At 61.6% G+C, this 12,640-nt stretch carries 20 protein-coding genes; 18 read left to right on the top strand and 2 right to left on the bottom strand.

Annotation, left to right across the window (positions count from 1 at the left end; genetic code table 11):
- Positions 1–49: 49 nt before the first annotated feature.
- Genes BQ5353_RS07795 through BQ5353_RS07715 form a run of 17 tightly spaced genes read left to right on the top strand, consistent with a single transcriptional unit; the run spans position 50 to position 10,406 of the window.
- Positions 50–1,198 (top strand): phage portal protein, encoded by a 1,149-nt coding sequence (locus BQ5353_RS07795; protein WP_161802827.1) that lies wholly within the window; start codon positions 50–52, stop codon positions 1,196–1,198.
- Positions 1,191–2,129: a hypothetical protein gene (locus tag BQ5353_RS07790; protein WP_071427647.1), complete on the top strand. Its 939-nt coding sequence runs from the start codon at positions 1,191–1,193 to the stop codon at positions 2,127–2,129. The genes BQ5353_RS07795 and BQ5353_RS07790 overlap by 8 nt, the downstream gene beginning before the upstream one ends.
- 13 nt (positions 2,130–2,142) lie before the next feature.
- On the top strand, positions 2,143–3,141 hold the full coding sequence (locus BQ5353_RS07785; RefSeq protein WP_071427645.1) for a phage major capsid protein: 999 nt from the start codon (positions 2,143–2,145) through the stop codon (positions 3,139–3,141).
- Between the two features lie 11 nt (positions 3,142–3,152).
- Positions 3,153–3,521: a hypothetical protein gene (locus BQ5353_RS07780; protein ID WP_054331424.1), complete on the top strand. Its 369-nt coding sequence runs from the start codon at positions 3,153–3,155 to the stop codon at positions 3,519–3,521.
- Positions 3,518–3,850 (top strand): hypothetical protein, encoded by a 333-nt coding sequence (locus BQ5353_RS07775; RefSeq protein ID WP_054331423.1) that lies wholly within the window; start codon positions 3,518–3,520, stop codon positions 3,848–3,850. Before BQ5353_RS07780 ends, BQ5353_RS07775 begins: the two co-directional genes overlap by 4 nt.
- Positions 3,843–4,331, top strand: coding sequence for a hypothetical protein (locus BQ5353_RS07770; protein ID WP_054331422.1), 489 nt, complete (start codon positions 3,843–3,845; stop codon positions 4,329–4,331). The genes BQ5353_RS07775 and BQ5353_RS07770 overlap by 8 nt, the downstream gene beginning before the upstream one ends.
- Positions 4,328–5,359, top strand: coding sequence for a hypothetical protein (locus BQ5353_RS07765; protein ID WP_054331421.1), 1,032 nt, complete (start codon positions 4,328–4,330; stop codon positions 5,357–5,359). The genes BQ5353_RS07770 and BQ5353_RS07765 overlap by 4 nt, the downstream gene beginning before the upstream one ends.
- A 13-nt stretch (positions 5,360–5,372) precedes the next feature.
- Positions 5,373–5,756, top strand: coding sequence for a hypothetical protein (locus tag BQ5353_RS07760; RefSeq protein WP_054331420.1), 384 nt, complete (start codon positions 5,373–5,375; stop codon positions 5,754–5,756).
- Positions 5,753–6,052: a hypothetical protein gene (locus BQ5353_RS07755; protein ID WP_054331419.1), complete on the top strand. Its 300-nt coding sequence runs from the start codon at positions 5,753–5,755 to the stop codon at positions 6,050–6,052. Before BQ5353_RS07760 ends, BQ5353_RS07755 begins: the two co-directional genes overlap by 4 nt.
- On the top strand, positions 6,049–6,330 hold the full coding sequence (locus tag BQ5353_RS07750) for a hypothetical protein (RefSeq protein ID WP_054331418.1): 282 nt from the start codon (positions 6,049–6,051) through the stop codon (positions 6,328–6,330). The genes BQ5353_RS07755 and BQ5353_RS07750 overlap by 4 nt, the downstream gene beginning before the upstream one ends.
- A complete protein-coding gene (locus tag BQ5353_RS07745) occupies positions 6,330–6,689 on the top strand; it encodes a hypothetical protein (protein ID WP_054331417.1) in 360 nt (119 codons plus the stop codon). The genes BQ5353_RS07750 and BQ5353_RS07745 overlap by 1 nt, the downstream gene beginning before the upstream one ends.
- Before the next feature lie 16 nt (positions 6,690–6,705).
- Positions 6,706–7,638: a hypothetical protein gene (locus BQ5353_RS07740; protein WP_054331416.1), complete on the top strand. Its 933-nt coding sequence runs from the start codon at positions 6,706–6,708 to the stop codon at positions 7,636–7,638.
- 5 nt (positions 7,639–7,643) lie between these two features.
- Positions 7,644–7,985 (top strand): hypothetical protein, encoded by a 342-nt coding sequence (locus tag BQ5353_RS07735; RefSeq protein ID WP_054331415.1) that lies wholly within the window; start codon positions 7,644–7,646, stop codon positions 7,983–7,985.
- On the top strand, positions 7,985–8,335 hold the full coding sequence (locus BQ5353_RS07730) for a hypothetical protein (protein ID WP_054331414.1): 351 nt from the start codon (positions 7,985–7,987) through the stop codon (positions 8,333–8,335). The genes BQ5353_RS07735 and BQ5353_RS07730 overlap by 1 nt, the downstream gene beginning before the upstream one ends.
- A gap of 1 nt (position 8,336) precedes the next feature.
- On the top strand, positions 8,337–9,398 hold the full coding sequence (locus BQ5353_RS07725) for a baseplate J/gp47 family protein (RefSeq protein ID WP_054331413.1): 1,062 nt from the start codon (positions 8,337–8,339) through the stop codon (positions 9,396–9,398).
- Complete coding sequence (locus BQ5353_RS07720) at positions 9,395–9,997, top strand: putative phage tail protein (protein WP_083386443.1); 603 nt, start codon at positions 9,395–9,397, stop codon at positions 9,995–9,997. The genes BQ5353_RS07725 and BQ5353_RS07720 overlap by 4 nt, the downstream gene beginning before the upstream one ends.
- The gene (locus tag BQ5353_RS07715; RefSeq protein ID WP_054331411.1) at positions 9,990–10,406 is read left to right on the top strand and encodes a hypothetical protein; all 417 of its coding nucleotides are present in this window, start codon (positions 9,990–9,992) and stop codon (positions 10,404–10,406) included. The genes BQ5353_RS07720 and BQ5353_RS07715 overlap by 8 nt, the downstream gene beginning before the upstream one ends.
- A 63-nt stretch (positions 10,407–10,469) precedes the next feature.
- Here BQ5353_RS07715 and BQ5353_RS07710 read toward each other — a convergent pair whose 3' ends face one another.
- The gene (locus tag BQ5353_RS07710) at positions 10,470–11,057 is read right to left on the bottom strand and encodes an ECF transporter S component (protein ID WP_054331410.1); all 588 of its coding nucleotides are present in this window, start codon (positions 11,055–11,057) and stop codon (positions 10,470–10,472) included.
- 52 nt (positions 11,058–11,109) lie between these two features.
- A complete protein-coding gene (locus BQ5353_RS07705) occupies positions 11,110–11,967 on the bottom strand; it encodes a pyridoxamine kinase (RefSeq protein ID WP_054331409.1) in 858 nt (285 codons plus the stop codon).
- A 467-nt stretch (positions 11,968–12,434) separates the two neighbouring features.
- On the opposite strand from BQ5353_RS07705, the gene BQ5353_RS07700 reads away from it, so the two are divergent.
- On the top strand, positions 12,435–12,617 hold the full coding sequence (locus tag BQ5353_RS07700; protein ID WP_054331408.1) for a hypothetical protein: 183 nt from the start codon (positions 12,435–12,437) through the stop codon (positions 12,615–12,617).
- Positions 12,618–12,640 lie beyond the last annotated feature (23 nt).

Here is a 12,640-nt window from a genome sequence, read left to right as displayed (position 1 = left end):
GCGCGCCCCCTTGGGGGGCAAAACAATTATGAGAAAGGAGGAGGATTGTTTGGGCTTTTCGAATTTATTCCGCAGGCCTGCCCTTTCGGTGCAGACCGGGCGGGGCTCCCCCCATCCATTCAGCCCCTTGGAGGACTACACCCCTCTGTGCGGCTGCGATGGGGAACTGTATGCCTGCCTGCGGGAAGCGGTCCCCATCATCGACGCGGCCATCGACAAAATTGTCCGGCTGACTGGCGGGTTTACCGTACTCTGTGAGGAGGAGGCCGTCCGGGAGGAGCTTTGCCGGTTTCTCTCCCAGGTGCCAGTCTCCGGCGGGCAGACCGGCATCGCCCCCTTTTTGGCCTCCTACCTGGACAGCTTATTGACCTATGGCTCGGCGGTAGGGGAAATCCTCCCCGGGGAGGAAGGGGTCCTGGGGCTGTACAACGCCCCCTGCCGCCAGGTGACGGTCAAACCGGGCCAATCCCCTATGGAGCTGTGCTTTTACGTCCCCGGGGAGGAGGGTCTTGTACCGGTGCGGGAACCCCAGTGGATCTTGTTTTCCGCCCTGCGGCCCAACCCCGGGGAAATACGAGGGAATTCGCTTTTAAAGGGCCTGCCTTTTGTCAGCGATATCCTGTTAAAAATCTTCCGCTCCATCGGCAACAACTTTGAACGGATTGCCAACCTGCGTTACGCCGTCACCTACAAGCCCGGCGCCGGGAGCCTGGACCGGGCCTATTCCCAGGAAATCGCCGCCTCCATCGCCAAGGAGTGGCAGAACGCCATGAATTCGGGCAAAAGCGGCTCCATCCGGGACTTTGTGGCAGTGGGCGACGTGGATGTCAAGGTCATCGGTGCGGACAACCAGATGATTGACACCCAGGTGCCGGTGCGCCAGATGTTGGAACAAATGGTGGCAAAACTGGGGATCCCGCCCTTTTTATTGGGCCTCAACTGGTCCACCACCGAGCGGATGAGCGCCCAGCAAGCGGACATCCTCACCAGTGAACTGGAGTATTACCGCTCCCTCTTGACCCCGGTGGTGGAGAAGGTCTGCCGCAGCCATCTGTTGCTAAAGGGGATGGACCGGCCCTTCTCCATCGACTGGGACTGCATCAATCTGCAGGACGAGGTGGAGCTGGCCAACACCCGGCTGATCCAGCTTCAAGCCGACCGGCTGGAGCGGGAAAACAAGGAGGCTATGGATGAATAGAATCGACCCATTCCCCGAAGCGGCGGCCGGGGAGAAACAACTCGCCGCCATCAACCGCTTCTCCCGCCGGAAACTCTCCCCCGATGAGGTGTTTGTCTTTGCGGTCAACCTCTGCGACAACGAGGTGGACCGGGATGGGGAGCGGTTTACCCGCCCCGCCTTGGAGGCCCTTGCCCCCATGATGCTGGGCAAGACCGGCATCTTCGACCACAATCCCCAGGGTGCGGGGCAGACCGCCCGGATCTTTTACACGCAGGTAGTGGAGGACGCCAGCCGGGAAACCAGCTGCGGGGAACCCTTCTGCCAGCTGCGGGCCCTGTGTTACCTGCCCCGATGCGAGAAAAACGCCGACCTGATTTTGGAGATTGACGCGGGGATCAAAAAAGAGGTGAGCATTGGCTGCACAGTGGCCAAAAAAAGCTGTTCCATCTGCGGGGCAGCGGCCGGCTCCTGCGGACACAAAACGGGGGAACGGTACGGCGGCCAGCTGTGCTGCACCCTGCTGGAAGAGCCCACCGACGCCTATGAGTGGTCCTTTGTGGCGGTACCCGCCCAGCGGGAAGCCGGGGTAACCAAAGCCTACGGCACCGCCCTCTCCCCTGGGGAGCTGAAGAAGAAGCTCGCGCTGGGGGAAGTCACTTTAAAATCCGGGGAGGCCAAAGCCCTTCTCACCCAGCTGGAGCGGCTGGAGCCACTTGCCCAGGCTGGGGAGGAGTACCTCTCCTCCCTGCGTCGGGAGGTGGAGAAGGCACTGGTGCTTCAGCACCCGGCCCTGACTGGGACCCTGGCCCAAAAAGCGGCGGCTTCCCTCTCCTGCCGGGAACTTCAATCCTTCCTGGCCGGGCTGGGAAAAGGCACCGGCCTGCCGGTGCCCCAGCTCTATCGCCCGGAGGGAACCATAGCCACATCCAACCGCCATTTTAAACTGTAAGGAGGCTATTTTTATGGGCAATTATCAATCGGTTGTTCTGGAAAAATCCATGTACCACACAGGCGAGGGCTTTTTTAACCGCCTGGAGGCCTTGGATCCCTCCCGCGGGTACGAGGGCACCGACCTCTGCGGCCTGGACGCCCTGGAGCGCCAGCTGAAACGGTTCGACATCAAAGTAAGCGGCCCCTTGGGCGACCGGGTGGAAAAATTCTTCCAGGACCCCCAGTCCGCCCTCCTCTTCCCCGCTTACCTCACCCGAGCAGTGGAGCAGGGGATGAAAAACTCCCCCTTGGATCTAATCCTGGCGGCCAAAACGGTGGTGAACACCCCCGATTACCGCTCCATCTCCTCCACCGCCAGCGAGGATGAGGACAAAGCCATCGCTGAGGGCGGCGCCATCCCCGCCACCCAGATCCGCCTCAAGGATAAACTGGTGACCCTCAACAAGCGGGGCCGGATGCTCTCGGCCAGCTATGAGGCAATCCGCTTCCAGCGGCTGGAGCTGTTCGCCGTCACCCTGCGGCAGATCGGCAACTCCATCGCCCGGCGCAAGCTGAAAGACGCGGTGAGCGCCCTCATCGGCACTGGGGATGATGCGGCGGAGAAAACCGTCTGCGCCACCTCCGGAACCTTGGCCTACAGCGACCTTCTCAAGCTGTGGCAAAGCTTTGAGGACTATGAGATGAACCTGCTGCTGGCTTCCCCCGACATGGCGGGCAAAATCCTCTCCCTGCCAGAGTGCAACCTGCCCGGCTGTGCCGCCGCCTTCACCGGCCCGGACGCGGCCCTCACCCCTTTTGGCGCGGTGCTGATCAAATCCGACGCGGTACCTGCGGGAACAGTCATCGCCATGGACAAAAACTGCGCTTTGGAGATGGTCTCCTGCGGCGGGGTAACCGTGGACTCCGACAAGGTGATCGACTGCCAGCTGGAGCGGGTGGCCATCACCGAGACCTGCGGCTTCGCCAAAATCTTCCCCGACGCGGTGAAGGTCTTGACCCTGACTGCATAAGGGGTGCGCCTATGTCGGAAGTTGACGCCGTATTGACGGCATTCCTCTCCCTCGCCGGTTTGGACGAGGGGGAAAAAGAACGGTGGCGGGGGCTGTGCGCCTCTGCCTGGAACGACCTGCTGGCCCACCTGCGGGAGGGGATTTCCCCCTCCCAGCAGGGGGAACGGCTCACCCAGGGGGCGGCGGCTATCGCCTATTACAAATACGCCCTTTTAGAGGCGGCGGTGGGGTGCCACAGCCTCAAGGCGGGGGAGCTTTCGGTCTCCTGCGATGGGGACGGCCTGCTGCGGGCAGCCGGAGCCATCCGGGACGACGCCATCCTCTCCCTTGCCGACCTGGCGGACTTCTCCCCCAAAGTCCTTTTTGAGGTGAAACCGTGACCGGTGTGGAGGCCATCCTCACCCGCCTGGGGTGGGAGACGGCCATCGAACACCAAGGGGAGGTGCACCGGGTAAAGGCGGTGGTGCAGCCCATCCACGACCGGAGCAAGCTGTATTTGGAGGCGGATTACTCCGCCTTGGGGCAGCTGGAAAAAGGCCATGCCCTCTACTATGGGCCAGCCCTCCCCTACCCCCAGCAGGGGGACTTTATCCGCTTTGGGGAGGAACATTATTTTGTGAAGCAGGCGGAGAACTTTTACGGCAAAGGCAAGGCCCTCTACCGGTGGGCGGTTCTCCAGCGGGCGCGGGAGGAGGAGCAGGATGACTGATTTGAAGGAGCTGAAACAACAGCTGGTGGACTACCTCTCCGACCATTTTTCCGGCCAAGGGGTGGCGGTGATGGGGGAATTTCCTCCATCGCCCAAGCCCTCTCCCCTCCTAAAAAGCCGGATTGCCGTGGGGTTTGACGCTATGGCAGTTCAAGATGCAGGGCTGGACGACTATCTGGGGGAGGACAGCAGCCAGACCCTGCGGGGGCGGTATGTACAAATCACCCTGCGGTTTGATCTGGCCTGCCCGGTCCGCCTGGGGGGTGGGGCCTGCCAAGGGCTGTTCGAGGAGCTGCTCGACGCTCTGCTCCTTCGTCGCAACAGCCTGGGGGTGGAGGAGCTGACCTGTGGCCCTGTAGCTTACGACAAAAACATCGGGGGCTTCCTCTTGTGCGCCAAGGGGCGGATGAACGCCTTGATCAGCGCCGGGGAGACCTCCCTCGCCATTGATGAAATTGAACTGAGGAGGGTGATGGAATGAACCCCATTGCTACCAAACGGCCGGGGGTGTACTCCCAATATGCGGTGACCAGCCTGTACGCCCGGCCGGTCAGCGAACGGGCTGCTGCCCTGGTAGGCGTTTTTCCCGAGGTGGAGGGGGTGACCCGCCTTTCCCGCTACAGCGAGGCCGCCGCCCTGCTGGAAGGCTGGGCATTAGCCGCCTGTTCCCTCCTGTTTGGGCGGGGGGTGGCCGCGGTCTACCTCTCCCCGGCAGCTACCGATACAGCGGAGGGGTACGCCGCCGCCTTTGCCGCCTTGGAGCCGGTGGCCGAGGTGGGCTGCATCCTCTGCGATAAGGCCGAGGAGGACATCCTCGACGCCTTGCAGGAGAGCTGCCAGCGGGCCAGCGAAGGAAGCCGGGAGCGGTTGGGTTTCTGCGGGGTGGACGACAGCGCCGCCGCCTCTTCCCTGGCCTCCGCCCTGAACAGCGAGAGGATGGTCCTCGTCTGCCCTGCCCCCTCCCTGGGCGGTGCGGCATGCCCTCCTTTGGGCGCGGCGGCAGTGGCCGGGGAAATCCTCTGTGAAAGCGACCCCTCCACCGGGTTCTCCGGACGGGAAATCCCGCTGCCGGAGGGCCTCTCCCGGGAACTGGGACAGGATGAGGTGGAAACCCTGCTGGGCGCTGGGGTCACCCCCTTGGAGACCCAGCCGGGCGGGGTGGAGATCATCCGGGCGGTGACCACCCGCACCAAGACCGGCGGCAAGACGGATTTGAGCTTCCTGCCGGTCAACACCATACTGATTATTGACCACGTGATGGAAACGGTGCGGGGCGCCCTCAAATCCCGGCTCACCGGGATGAAAAACACCACCCAGACCCGGGAGAGCATCGCCTCCCAGGTGACAGTGGAACTGGGTCAGCTGCTGGATGGGGAGATTATCGAAAGCTATGAGCCGCCCCGGGTGTATGTCCACCCGGACGACCCGGCGGTACTGGTGGTAGAGCTGGCCTTTGCCGTGGCCCACGCCGCCAACCAGATTTTGATCTCCGCCAGCATCCAGGTGTAAAGGAGGCACAGGTATGGCAATTGGTTCTCTGCCGACAAGCAAGGATATTTACATTGAAATCAACGGCAAAAAGCTGGCCGTAGTCCAGAGCTATAAGGCCCGGTCCACCCGGGAAAGCCGCACCATTGAAGCCTTTGGTTCCAGCGAACCGGTGGGCACGGTAGGGGGGCGGGTAAAACACATTCTGGAGCTCTCCCGGGTGTGCCTGACCGGCGGGTTGGACGATGGCATCGGCTTCTTCGACCTCTCCGGCTTCAACGTGGTAGTGGTCAAACCCGACCGGAAAATCATCTACTCCGGCTGCGAGTGGGCCGGCATCACCGAGACGGCCGCCTTGGGGGATGTGATGGTGGAATCAGTCACCGTCGCCGCTGCCAAGCGGATGGAGCTGCGATGAGCGGGCCCAGCTTCGCCCCCCTGACCGCCGGCGACGCCCTCAAATTGCGCCGGGTGGCCGCCCAGGTGCTCCCCCAGCTATTCGCCCAGATGGACGACGACCTAGGCGCCCTGGCTGTGGCTTACAACTGCGCGGCGGTCTTCCTCTCCCTGCGGCGGGGAGAGCCTCAGCTGACCCACCCCGCCCAGGTGCTGGAGCGTTTCTCCCTGGAGGAGCTGGCCCAGTATGCCCAGCTCCTGCGGGAGGGCGGGGAGTGGGGCGTCAACGAATCCTTTGACAGGGAGGTGGGAAGATGACTGGATTGGAACGGGCCCTCGCCCGAAACAAAGAGGCCGCCGGGCTGACCCCGCCCCACCGGGAGAACCTTCCGGCGGCGGTGATGCCAGATCCCCCCGCGGTGGCACAGATGCCCAACCTCCCCCAAGAGGGGGAACCCGTTGCCGATTGGAAACCGGCGGAGATGGAGGCCTTCCCTGCCTCCCCCCTTTGGGAGGATGAGGACAACCTCCTTCACCGGATGGCCAAACTGCAAGAACGGGAAGCCCTGCGCTTCCCCTTTGGGAGGGATTTTTGATGGATCGCATGCAATTCGGGGACTACCTCTTCCCCCACAACCCCCACACCATCCAGGTGGAGACTGCCCAGAAGGCGGCAGAACTATTCCTTCCCCGGCTGGGGGGACGCATCCAGCCCCTGGGGCCCCAATGCCGGCGGATCACCTGCAAAGGGGAACTGTTTTCCGACAGCCCACAGAAAACAGGGAAAGCCCTTGCTTCCCTGGCACAAGCGGCGGGAAGCGGGGAGGTCAAGACTTTATTCCTCCCCACCGGCGAGGCGCTGTTTGCCCTTTTTGAACGGCTGACCTACACCGCCGACGGGGACGGGCGGGTCATCGCCTACACGGCGGTGTTTTTGGAGGAGGCAGGGCAGTGAAAGGACGGTGGCCACAATGAGCAATTTGATCCAGCTGACCGGGTACAGCCAGACCGGGACGGCCTGCCCGCTGCCCCAGCCGGTCTCCCTCCAACTGAGCCGGGCGGTGGACTCCCCGGCGGACGGGCTGGAGCTGACCCTTCCCCTACCCCAGGACCTGCCGCCCCTTTGTAAAGTGAAAGCCCAGCTGCCAGGGGATATCCTCTTCATCGGGGAGGTGGATGAGGAGGAGCGGGTCTCTTCCCCAAAGGGGGAACTGCTCTCCCTCTTTGCCCGGTCGGACGGGGCGCTGCTGCTGGACAACCAAGCCCTTCCCCAGCGGTTTGACTCCCCCCGGCTCCAGGATGTCTACCAGCGGTATATTGCCCCTTACGGCTTCCCGATCGCCGGGTTTGGGGAGCTGCGGCTCCCCTCTTACCGGGTGTCCAAGGGGGCCAGCGAGTGGGAGGCCTTCTGCGGGTTTTGCGAGGGAGCTCTAGGGGTGCGGCCCTACCTGACCCCCCAGGGAGTCATTGAACCCCAGCGGCCCAGCGGGGGGCGGCGGTACACCATTGGGGAGGGGGGCTTAGCCTACCAAAAGCTGACCTTCCGGCGGGAGCGCAGCCGGGTCCTCTCCAAAATTTGCATCCGGGGGGAGGAGGGCTACTACTCCTCCGCGGTCTCCAGCGAAAAAGCCCAGGAGATCGGGGTGCGGCGCAAACGGTACTGGATCCCCCCCGATGAATACCAGCACAACCCCCAGGCCGGGGCGGACCGCCTGCTCATGGACGCCTGGAACCGTTACCGGCAGGCGGAGGCGCTGCTGCCCGACCTTCTTCCCCTCTCCCTGGCCGACCGGTTCGACCTCATCGACTCCATTGGCTCGGAGATGGGATATTACCCGGTGGAGATCCGGTGGGAATTCTCCGCCAGCGGGGCCTTTACCCGGCTGTATCTACGAAAGGAATGACAACCATGACAAACCAATTGGACCCCTGCACCGGGAGGATCTCCGCCTCGGCGGAAGGTAAGATCACCGCAGCTGCCGACTGCTGCGACACCCTCCCCCTCTTTTGCCCCAGCGGCCTACGCTGCTTCCCCAAGGAGGGGGAACAGGGCTTCCTCATCCCCTTTGGGGGCGGCTACGCCCTGCTGGGCACCGCAGCTTCCACCCAAGGGCTGAATCCGGGGGAGCTCATCCTGGAAAGCGGCGGCGGGGCCTATATCCACCTGAAAAACACCGGGGATGTGGTAATCAATGGGCTGGCCATCCAACCCGACGGGACAGTGGTCCCCCCTCAAAAGGAGGATACCTAATGGACACACTTTTGCACAACGGGGATTTTCTCTTGGACAGCCGGGGGCTGCCCCAGACGGTGGATGGGAAGGCGGAACTAGCTCAGCGGGCGATGATTCGACTCATCTGCCGCAAAGGGGGCTTTGCCCCCAACCCTAAGCTGGGCAGTGAACTGTACCGTCTCAAGAGGGGTCCCGCCGCCCAGATGAACCGAGCAGCCCAGGGGTATGTAATGGATGCCCTCGCCCCTATGGCCGGGGCAAAAGCGGGAGAGATCACCTGCCGCTATGACCCGGAAGAAGATCGGATCGAACTTTCCCTGGAGCTGGCTTTGGGCGAGGCATCCACCCTGTTGGAGGTGAATTTATAACATGACCCAAACGGAAATTCGGACGGCCATGACCGACCGCTTCCGGGAATTGACCGGCGCGGAGGCGGACGACGCCTCCGACCTGGGCATCCGGATGACGGTACTGGCCGCCCAGCTGGAGCTTTTGTACAACTACGCCGCAGAACTGGAGGCCCGGGCCTTTCCTGAGACCAGTTCCGGTGAGTTTTTGGACCGCCATGCCGCCCAGCGGGGCTTGCAGCGCAAGGCGGCCACCTGTGCCCAAGGGGTGCTGAAGTTCGTCCGCGCCACCCCGGCCCCCCAAGACATCCCCCTTCCGGCGGGGCTGATTGTCTCCACCGACGGAGAACCCTCCTATCGGTACCAAACCACCGAGGACGGGATTCTCCCCCAGGGGAAGACAAGCGTGCTCATCCCCGCAAAGGCAGAACTTGCCGGACGCGGGGGAAATGCGGCATCCGGCGCCGCCTCGGTGCTGATCACCCCGGCCAGCGGTATCGCCTCGGTGAGCAACCCCGACCCCTTCACCGGCGGGGTGGACGCGGAGGACGATGAATCCCTGCGCAGGCGGCTGCTGGAGAGTTACCGGGAGGTGTCCAACGGAGCCAACGCCGCCTACTACCACCAGGCTGCCTTGGAAGAAGAGGGGATCACCTCTGCCCTAGTTCTGCCCCGGCCTTCCGGCGCTGGCACGGTGGAGGTGGTAGTCACCGCTGGGGGGACCGCTCCCTCCCGGGAGGTGATGGACCGCCTCAAGGAGCGGTTCGCCGCTGAAAAAGAGATCAGCGTGGACGTCACCCTCACCCCGGCCCAGGCGGTGGCGGTCCCTGTCTCGGTGGAGATTGAAACCTCTGCCGGACTGGAAGAGGCTAAAACCCAGGTGGAGGAAGCCCTCACTCAATACCTGACGGGGCTGGGGGTGGGCAGCAGCGCCCTCCTCGCCGGGATGATCCACAGGGTGTATAGCCTGCCCTCTGTCACTAACTGCCGCTTCCTCACCCCTACGGGGGACACCTCCATTGAGCCGCGGCAGGTGGCGGTGCCCGGGGCCATCACCGTGACCCAAATGGGGGCCGCCCAATGAGGGCGGCGGCTATGGCCCTGCGGGAGATGCTCCTCCCCATGGGTCTTTATGACCTCTCCCCCGACAGTTTTGTCAGCCGGGAACTGGAAGCCTACGGGGTGGGGTTCGCCTTGGTGGAAGAGGTCTTGCGCCGGGTGGCGGAGGACAGCTTTGTCATCAGCTGTTCCGGGGAAGCGCTGAGCCGGTGGGAGTCCCTCCTGGGGTTGCCCACCCAGCTGGAAGTCCCCCTGGAAAGCCGCCGGGAGACGGTGCTGGCCCGCTTGGCCATCCGGCCCGGGGACTTCACCCTCCCCCGGCTGGAACAGTCAGTCAGCGGGGCCGGGGTCAAGGTGAGAATCACCGAGAACCCGCCACAGGGACCTCTTTCGATCTCCTTTGTGGACACCCTTCTGGAGTATGAAAACTGGGAGCAGCTGAAAAAGCAGATCCAGGCCCTGCTACCTGCCCATCTCCCGGCGGAGTTTGATGTGGGCATTCTGACTTGGGAGATGTTCGACGGGTTCAGCCTCTCCTTCATCGACTGGGATTCGGCCGATTTCAGTTGGCAATGGTTTGATATCAACGGCCACAAACTTGGAAAGGAGGGACAGCATGCCTAGTTCCCAAAAAACCGCCCATCTCTCCCTTAACAGCTGGTCCGGCGCCGACAAGCCCAAAATGGACGACTTCAACGCTGACAACCTCAAGCTGGATGCGGCGTTTCACCAGCTTACCCCAGTGTGCGGCAGCTATGTGGGGGATGGGAAGATCACCCGGGCGGTGGACTTGGGGTTCCGCCCCAAAATATGCTTGGTCTACACCGACTTCGTCCCCCTGCTGCGGATGAACCCCACTTTGTACACCGAGGTGCAGATCGGCTTTGCCATCCTCTCGGAGGCAGGATGCAGCATGGGAGCATCCCTCACCGATACGGGGATTTCGGTGCGCAGCGGCGCTGGGGAGTACGACTACGAAGCCTTCTTCCTCAACAGCTCCGGCCAGACCTACTACTATATCGCCTTCCGGTAACAACAACGAAAGAAGGGCCTCCCCCTAGCTGGGGAGGCCCTTCTTTCTAGGTAAATGTCGATTCTATGATTGAGAGGGGAAGAGTTTGCGGTAAATGCCCGCCCGCTTCATAGCGGCCAGGAACAATGGGGCCACCAGCACCGAAACGATGACGGCGACAACCCCGTTGAACAGGGACACCGAGCCCTTCTGCACCAGGGAAGCCAGGACGGTGTTCATAGGGTTGTGGTGGAGGTAATACCCCTCCACAAAATTTTTGCCCAGGTATAAAATCACATAGGAAACCGAGCCGCACAGCGCTCCTATGATATTTTTGGCCTTTTTCTCCCCGCGGCTGCCGCCAGAGTGGGCAATGACGCCGCAGACTGCACCCATAGCGAATTTAAACACCAGGGTAAAGGGAGCGCTGGAGACGAACAACGGGTCCATCACATCAAAGAAAGCGGAACCGATGCCGGCAGCCAACCCGCCCCGGACGCCGCCCAGCAGGAGGCCAGACAGCAGACAGAAGATGTTGCCGAAGTGAATCATGGTTTTGCCGATGGCTGTGGGGATGTAAATTTTAAAGTTGGTTGCCACAAACACCACGGCGGCCATCAACCCGATGGCGGCGATGTCATAGGCGGTGATTTTCTGCTTGGTCTTGTTCATAAAAACACCCTCTATCTCGTAGTAGCGGAGAGATAGGAAGGACAGGCTGCCGTTACAGGATTTGGTAGTTCTTCAGCACTTCCCGCTGGGTCAGCCAAGGCAGGGAGCGCTCCAGCATCACCCCTTGGCGGGTCTCGGTCCCGTAGCTGAAGGTGGTTTTGATGGAGATTTCCGCAAACCGGGTGGCCCGATCCATAGAGATGGGCAGGCTGTCCCCCGTGAGCAGCGAACCGATTAGGGCGCTGGCGTACAAATCCCCTGTCCCAGGGTAAGAGACCGGCACATAGTCACAGGTCACCCGCCAAAAGGCGTTTTGGTCCCGGTCGTAGCCCACGTTGGCGATCTCTCCGGTGGCCAGGGAAAGGCCGGTGATCACCACATTTTTGGGCCCCAGCTCCGACAGGCGGACCAGCATACTCTTGGCTTTGGCCCGGGTGACAGGCTCGTGGCTGTACTCCTCCCCCAGCAAAATGCAGGCTTCGGTGTAGTTGGGGGTGATCAAATCCGCCACCGACACCAGTTCGCCCATGCGGGTCTGCAGTTCCTTGGTATAGGTTTTATAGGGCTTTCCGTGATCCCCCATCACCGGGTCCACCACAATCAGTGCCTTGGGGTAGCTGCGGAAAAACTCCAGACAATGGTCCACCTGTTCCTCCGACCCCAAAAAGCCGCTGTAAATGCACTCGAAGTCAATGCCCAGCTCCTGGTAGTTTTCCAGGGCGCGGGGAATGTAGTCCGTCAGATCCCGGAACACCACATCCCCAAAGCCAAAATGGCAGGAGAGCATGGCGGTGGGAACGGGGCAAACCTGCACCCCCATGGCGGAAAGCACTGGGAGAATCACCGTCAACGAACACCGGCCCACGCCGGAAAGATCATGAATGGCCGCAACGCGCAATGGTCTATCCATATAATATCCTCCGCTTTTCATCTATCAGTATACAGTCCGTCCGGGGGCTCCGCAACGCGGAAGGAAAGGCGGTTTGTCCCCCCGCCTTTTGTGCAAAACCCCTTGTTTTTTAGAATAACACAAACTCATTCTTATTGCAAAACACAAGATTTTTTGAATTTTGGGATAAGGCGCTAAATCATTATTGCAATATAGCTAATTTTTCTCTATTTCAAATCGCCAAATCCTGTGGCATTCGTAGAATCGTTGGGATAGTCCAATTTGTTTTTGAAACTTGGAAGCCTTGTCAAATCTTCTCGGGTGTTTTCGGCGGCGGCTGGGAAAGGATAAAAAAGCATGGGACAAAGAAGCGCCGGCACTGGAAATGGAGAAAAAACGTTGGGTTTTCCAAATTTCCAGCATATCGCACCAGCCAGCGCCGCCTCGTCCCAAGCGATTTTTGTTTTGGAAGAGAGGGGAACCACCTTATGAACAAACCTGTTTCCGCCACCATCGCCGGCATCGCTGCCTGTGCCGCCGTGGGCACCGCCGCCTATATGGCCACTGCAAAATCCAGCAAAGCCCAGCGCCGCGCCCTGAAAAAGAATGCGGGCAAAGCCCTGCGCACTGTGGGCAATGTCATTGACAACATGTCTTCGATGATCGGCTAACAGAGCCCATCCCCCCAAGCCCT

The organism is Merdimmobilis hominis (assembly GCF_900104615.1).
In the GTDB taxonomy this organism is placed as follows: Bacteria; Bacillota; Clostridia; order Oscillospirales; family Ruminococcaceae; genus Merdimmobilis; species Merdimmobilis hominis.
The sequence above is the reverse complement of the archived record's forward strand: the minus strand, read 5'-3'. Positions and strand labels throughout refer to the sequence as shown.

What these genes read in the sequence shown, in the direction of transcription:
- BQ5353_RS07790 (WP_071427647.1), top strand. Translation starts at nt 1,191, where the DNA reads ATGAATAGAATCGACCCATTCCCCGAAGCGGCGGCCGGGGAGAAACAA.
- BQ5353_RS07785 (WP_071427645.1), top strand. Translation starts at nt 2,143, where the DNA reads ATGGGCAATTATCAATCGGTTGTTCTGGAAAAATCCATGTACCACACA.
- BQ5353_RS07780 (WP_054331424.1), top strand. Translation starts at nt 3,153, where the DNA reads ATGTCGGAAGTTGACGCCGTATTGACGGCATTCCTCTCCCTCGCCGGT.
- BQ5353_RS07770 (WP_054331422.1), top strand. Translation starts at nt 3,843, where the DNA reads ATGACTGATTTGAAGGAGCTGAAACAACAGCTGGTGGACTACCTCTCC.
- BQ5353_RS07765 (WP_054331421.1), top strand. Translation starts at nt 4,328, where the DNA reads ATGAACCCCATTGCTACCAAACGGCCGGGGGTGTACTCCCAATATGCG.
- BQ5353_RS07760 (WP_054331420.1), top strand. Translation starts at nt 5,373, where the DNA reads ATGGCAATTGGTTCTCTGCCGACAAGCAAGGATATTTACATTGAAATC.
- BQ5353_RS07755 (WP_054331419.1), top strand. Translation starts at nt 5,753, where the DNA reads ATGAGCGGGCCCAGCTTCGCCCCCCTGACCGCCGGCGACGCCCTCAAA.
- BQ5353_RS07750 (WP_054331418.1), top strand. Translation starts at nt 6,049, where the DNA reads ATGACTGGATTGGAACGGGCCCTCGCCCGAAACAAAGAGGCCGCCGGG.
- BQ5353_RS07745 (WP_054331417.1), top strand. Translation starts at nt 6,330, where the DNA reads ATGGATCGCATGCAATTCGGGGACTACCTCTTCCCCCACAACCCCCAC.
- BQ5353_RS07740 (WP_054331416.1), top strand. Translation starts at nt 6,706, where the DNA reads ATGAGCAATTTGATCCAGCTGACCGGGTACAGCCAGACCGGGACGGCC.
- BQ5353_RS07735 (WP_054331415.1), top strand. Translation starts at nt 7,644, where the DNA reads ATGACAAACCAATTGGACCCCTGCACCGGGAGGATCTCCGCCTCGGCG.
- BQ5353_RS07730 (WP_054331414.1), top strand. Translation starts at nt 7,985, where the DNA reads ATGGACACACTTTTGCACAACGGGGATTTTCTCTTGGACAGCCGGGGG.
- BQ5353_RS07725 (WP_054331413.1), top strand. Translation starts at nt 8,337, where the DNA reads ATGACCCAAACGGAAATTCGGACGGCCATGACCGACCGCTTCCGGGAA.
- BQ5353_RS07720 (WP_083386443.1), top strand. Translation starts at nt 9,395, where the DNA reads ATGAGGGCGGCGGCTATGGCCCTGCGGGAGATGCTCCTCCCCATGGGT.
- BQ5353_RS07715 (WP_054331411.1), top strand. Translation starts at nt 9,990, where the DNA reads ATGCCTAGTTCCCAAAAAACCGCCCATCTCTCCCTTAACAGCTGGTCC.
- BQ5353_RS07710 (WP_054331410.1), bottom strand. Translation starts at nt 11,057, where the DNA reads ATGAACAAGACCAAGCAGAAAATCACCGCCTATGACATCGCCGCCATC.
- BQ5353_RS07705 (WP_054331409.1), bottom strand. Translation starts at nt 11,967, where the DNA reads ATGGATAGACCATTGCGCGTTGCGGCCATTCATGATCTTTCCGGCGTG.
- BQ5353_RS07700 (WP_054331408.1), top strand. Translation starts at nt 12,435, where the DNA reads ATGAACAAACCTGTTTCCGCCACCATCGCCGGCATCGCTGCCTGTGCC.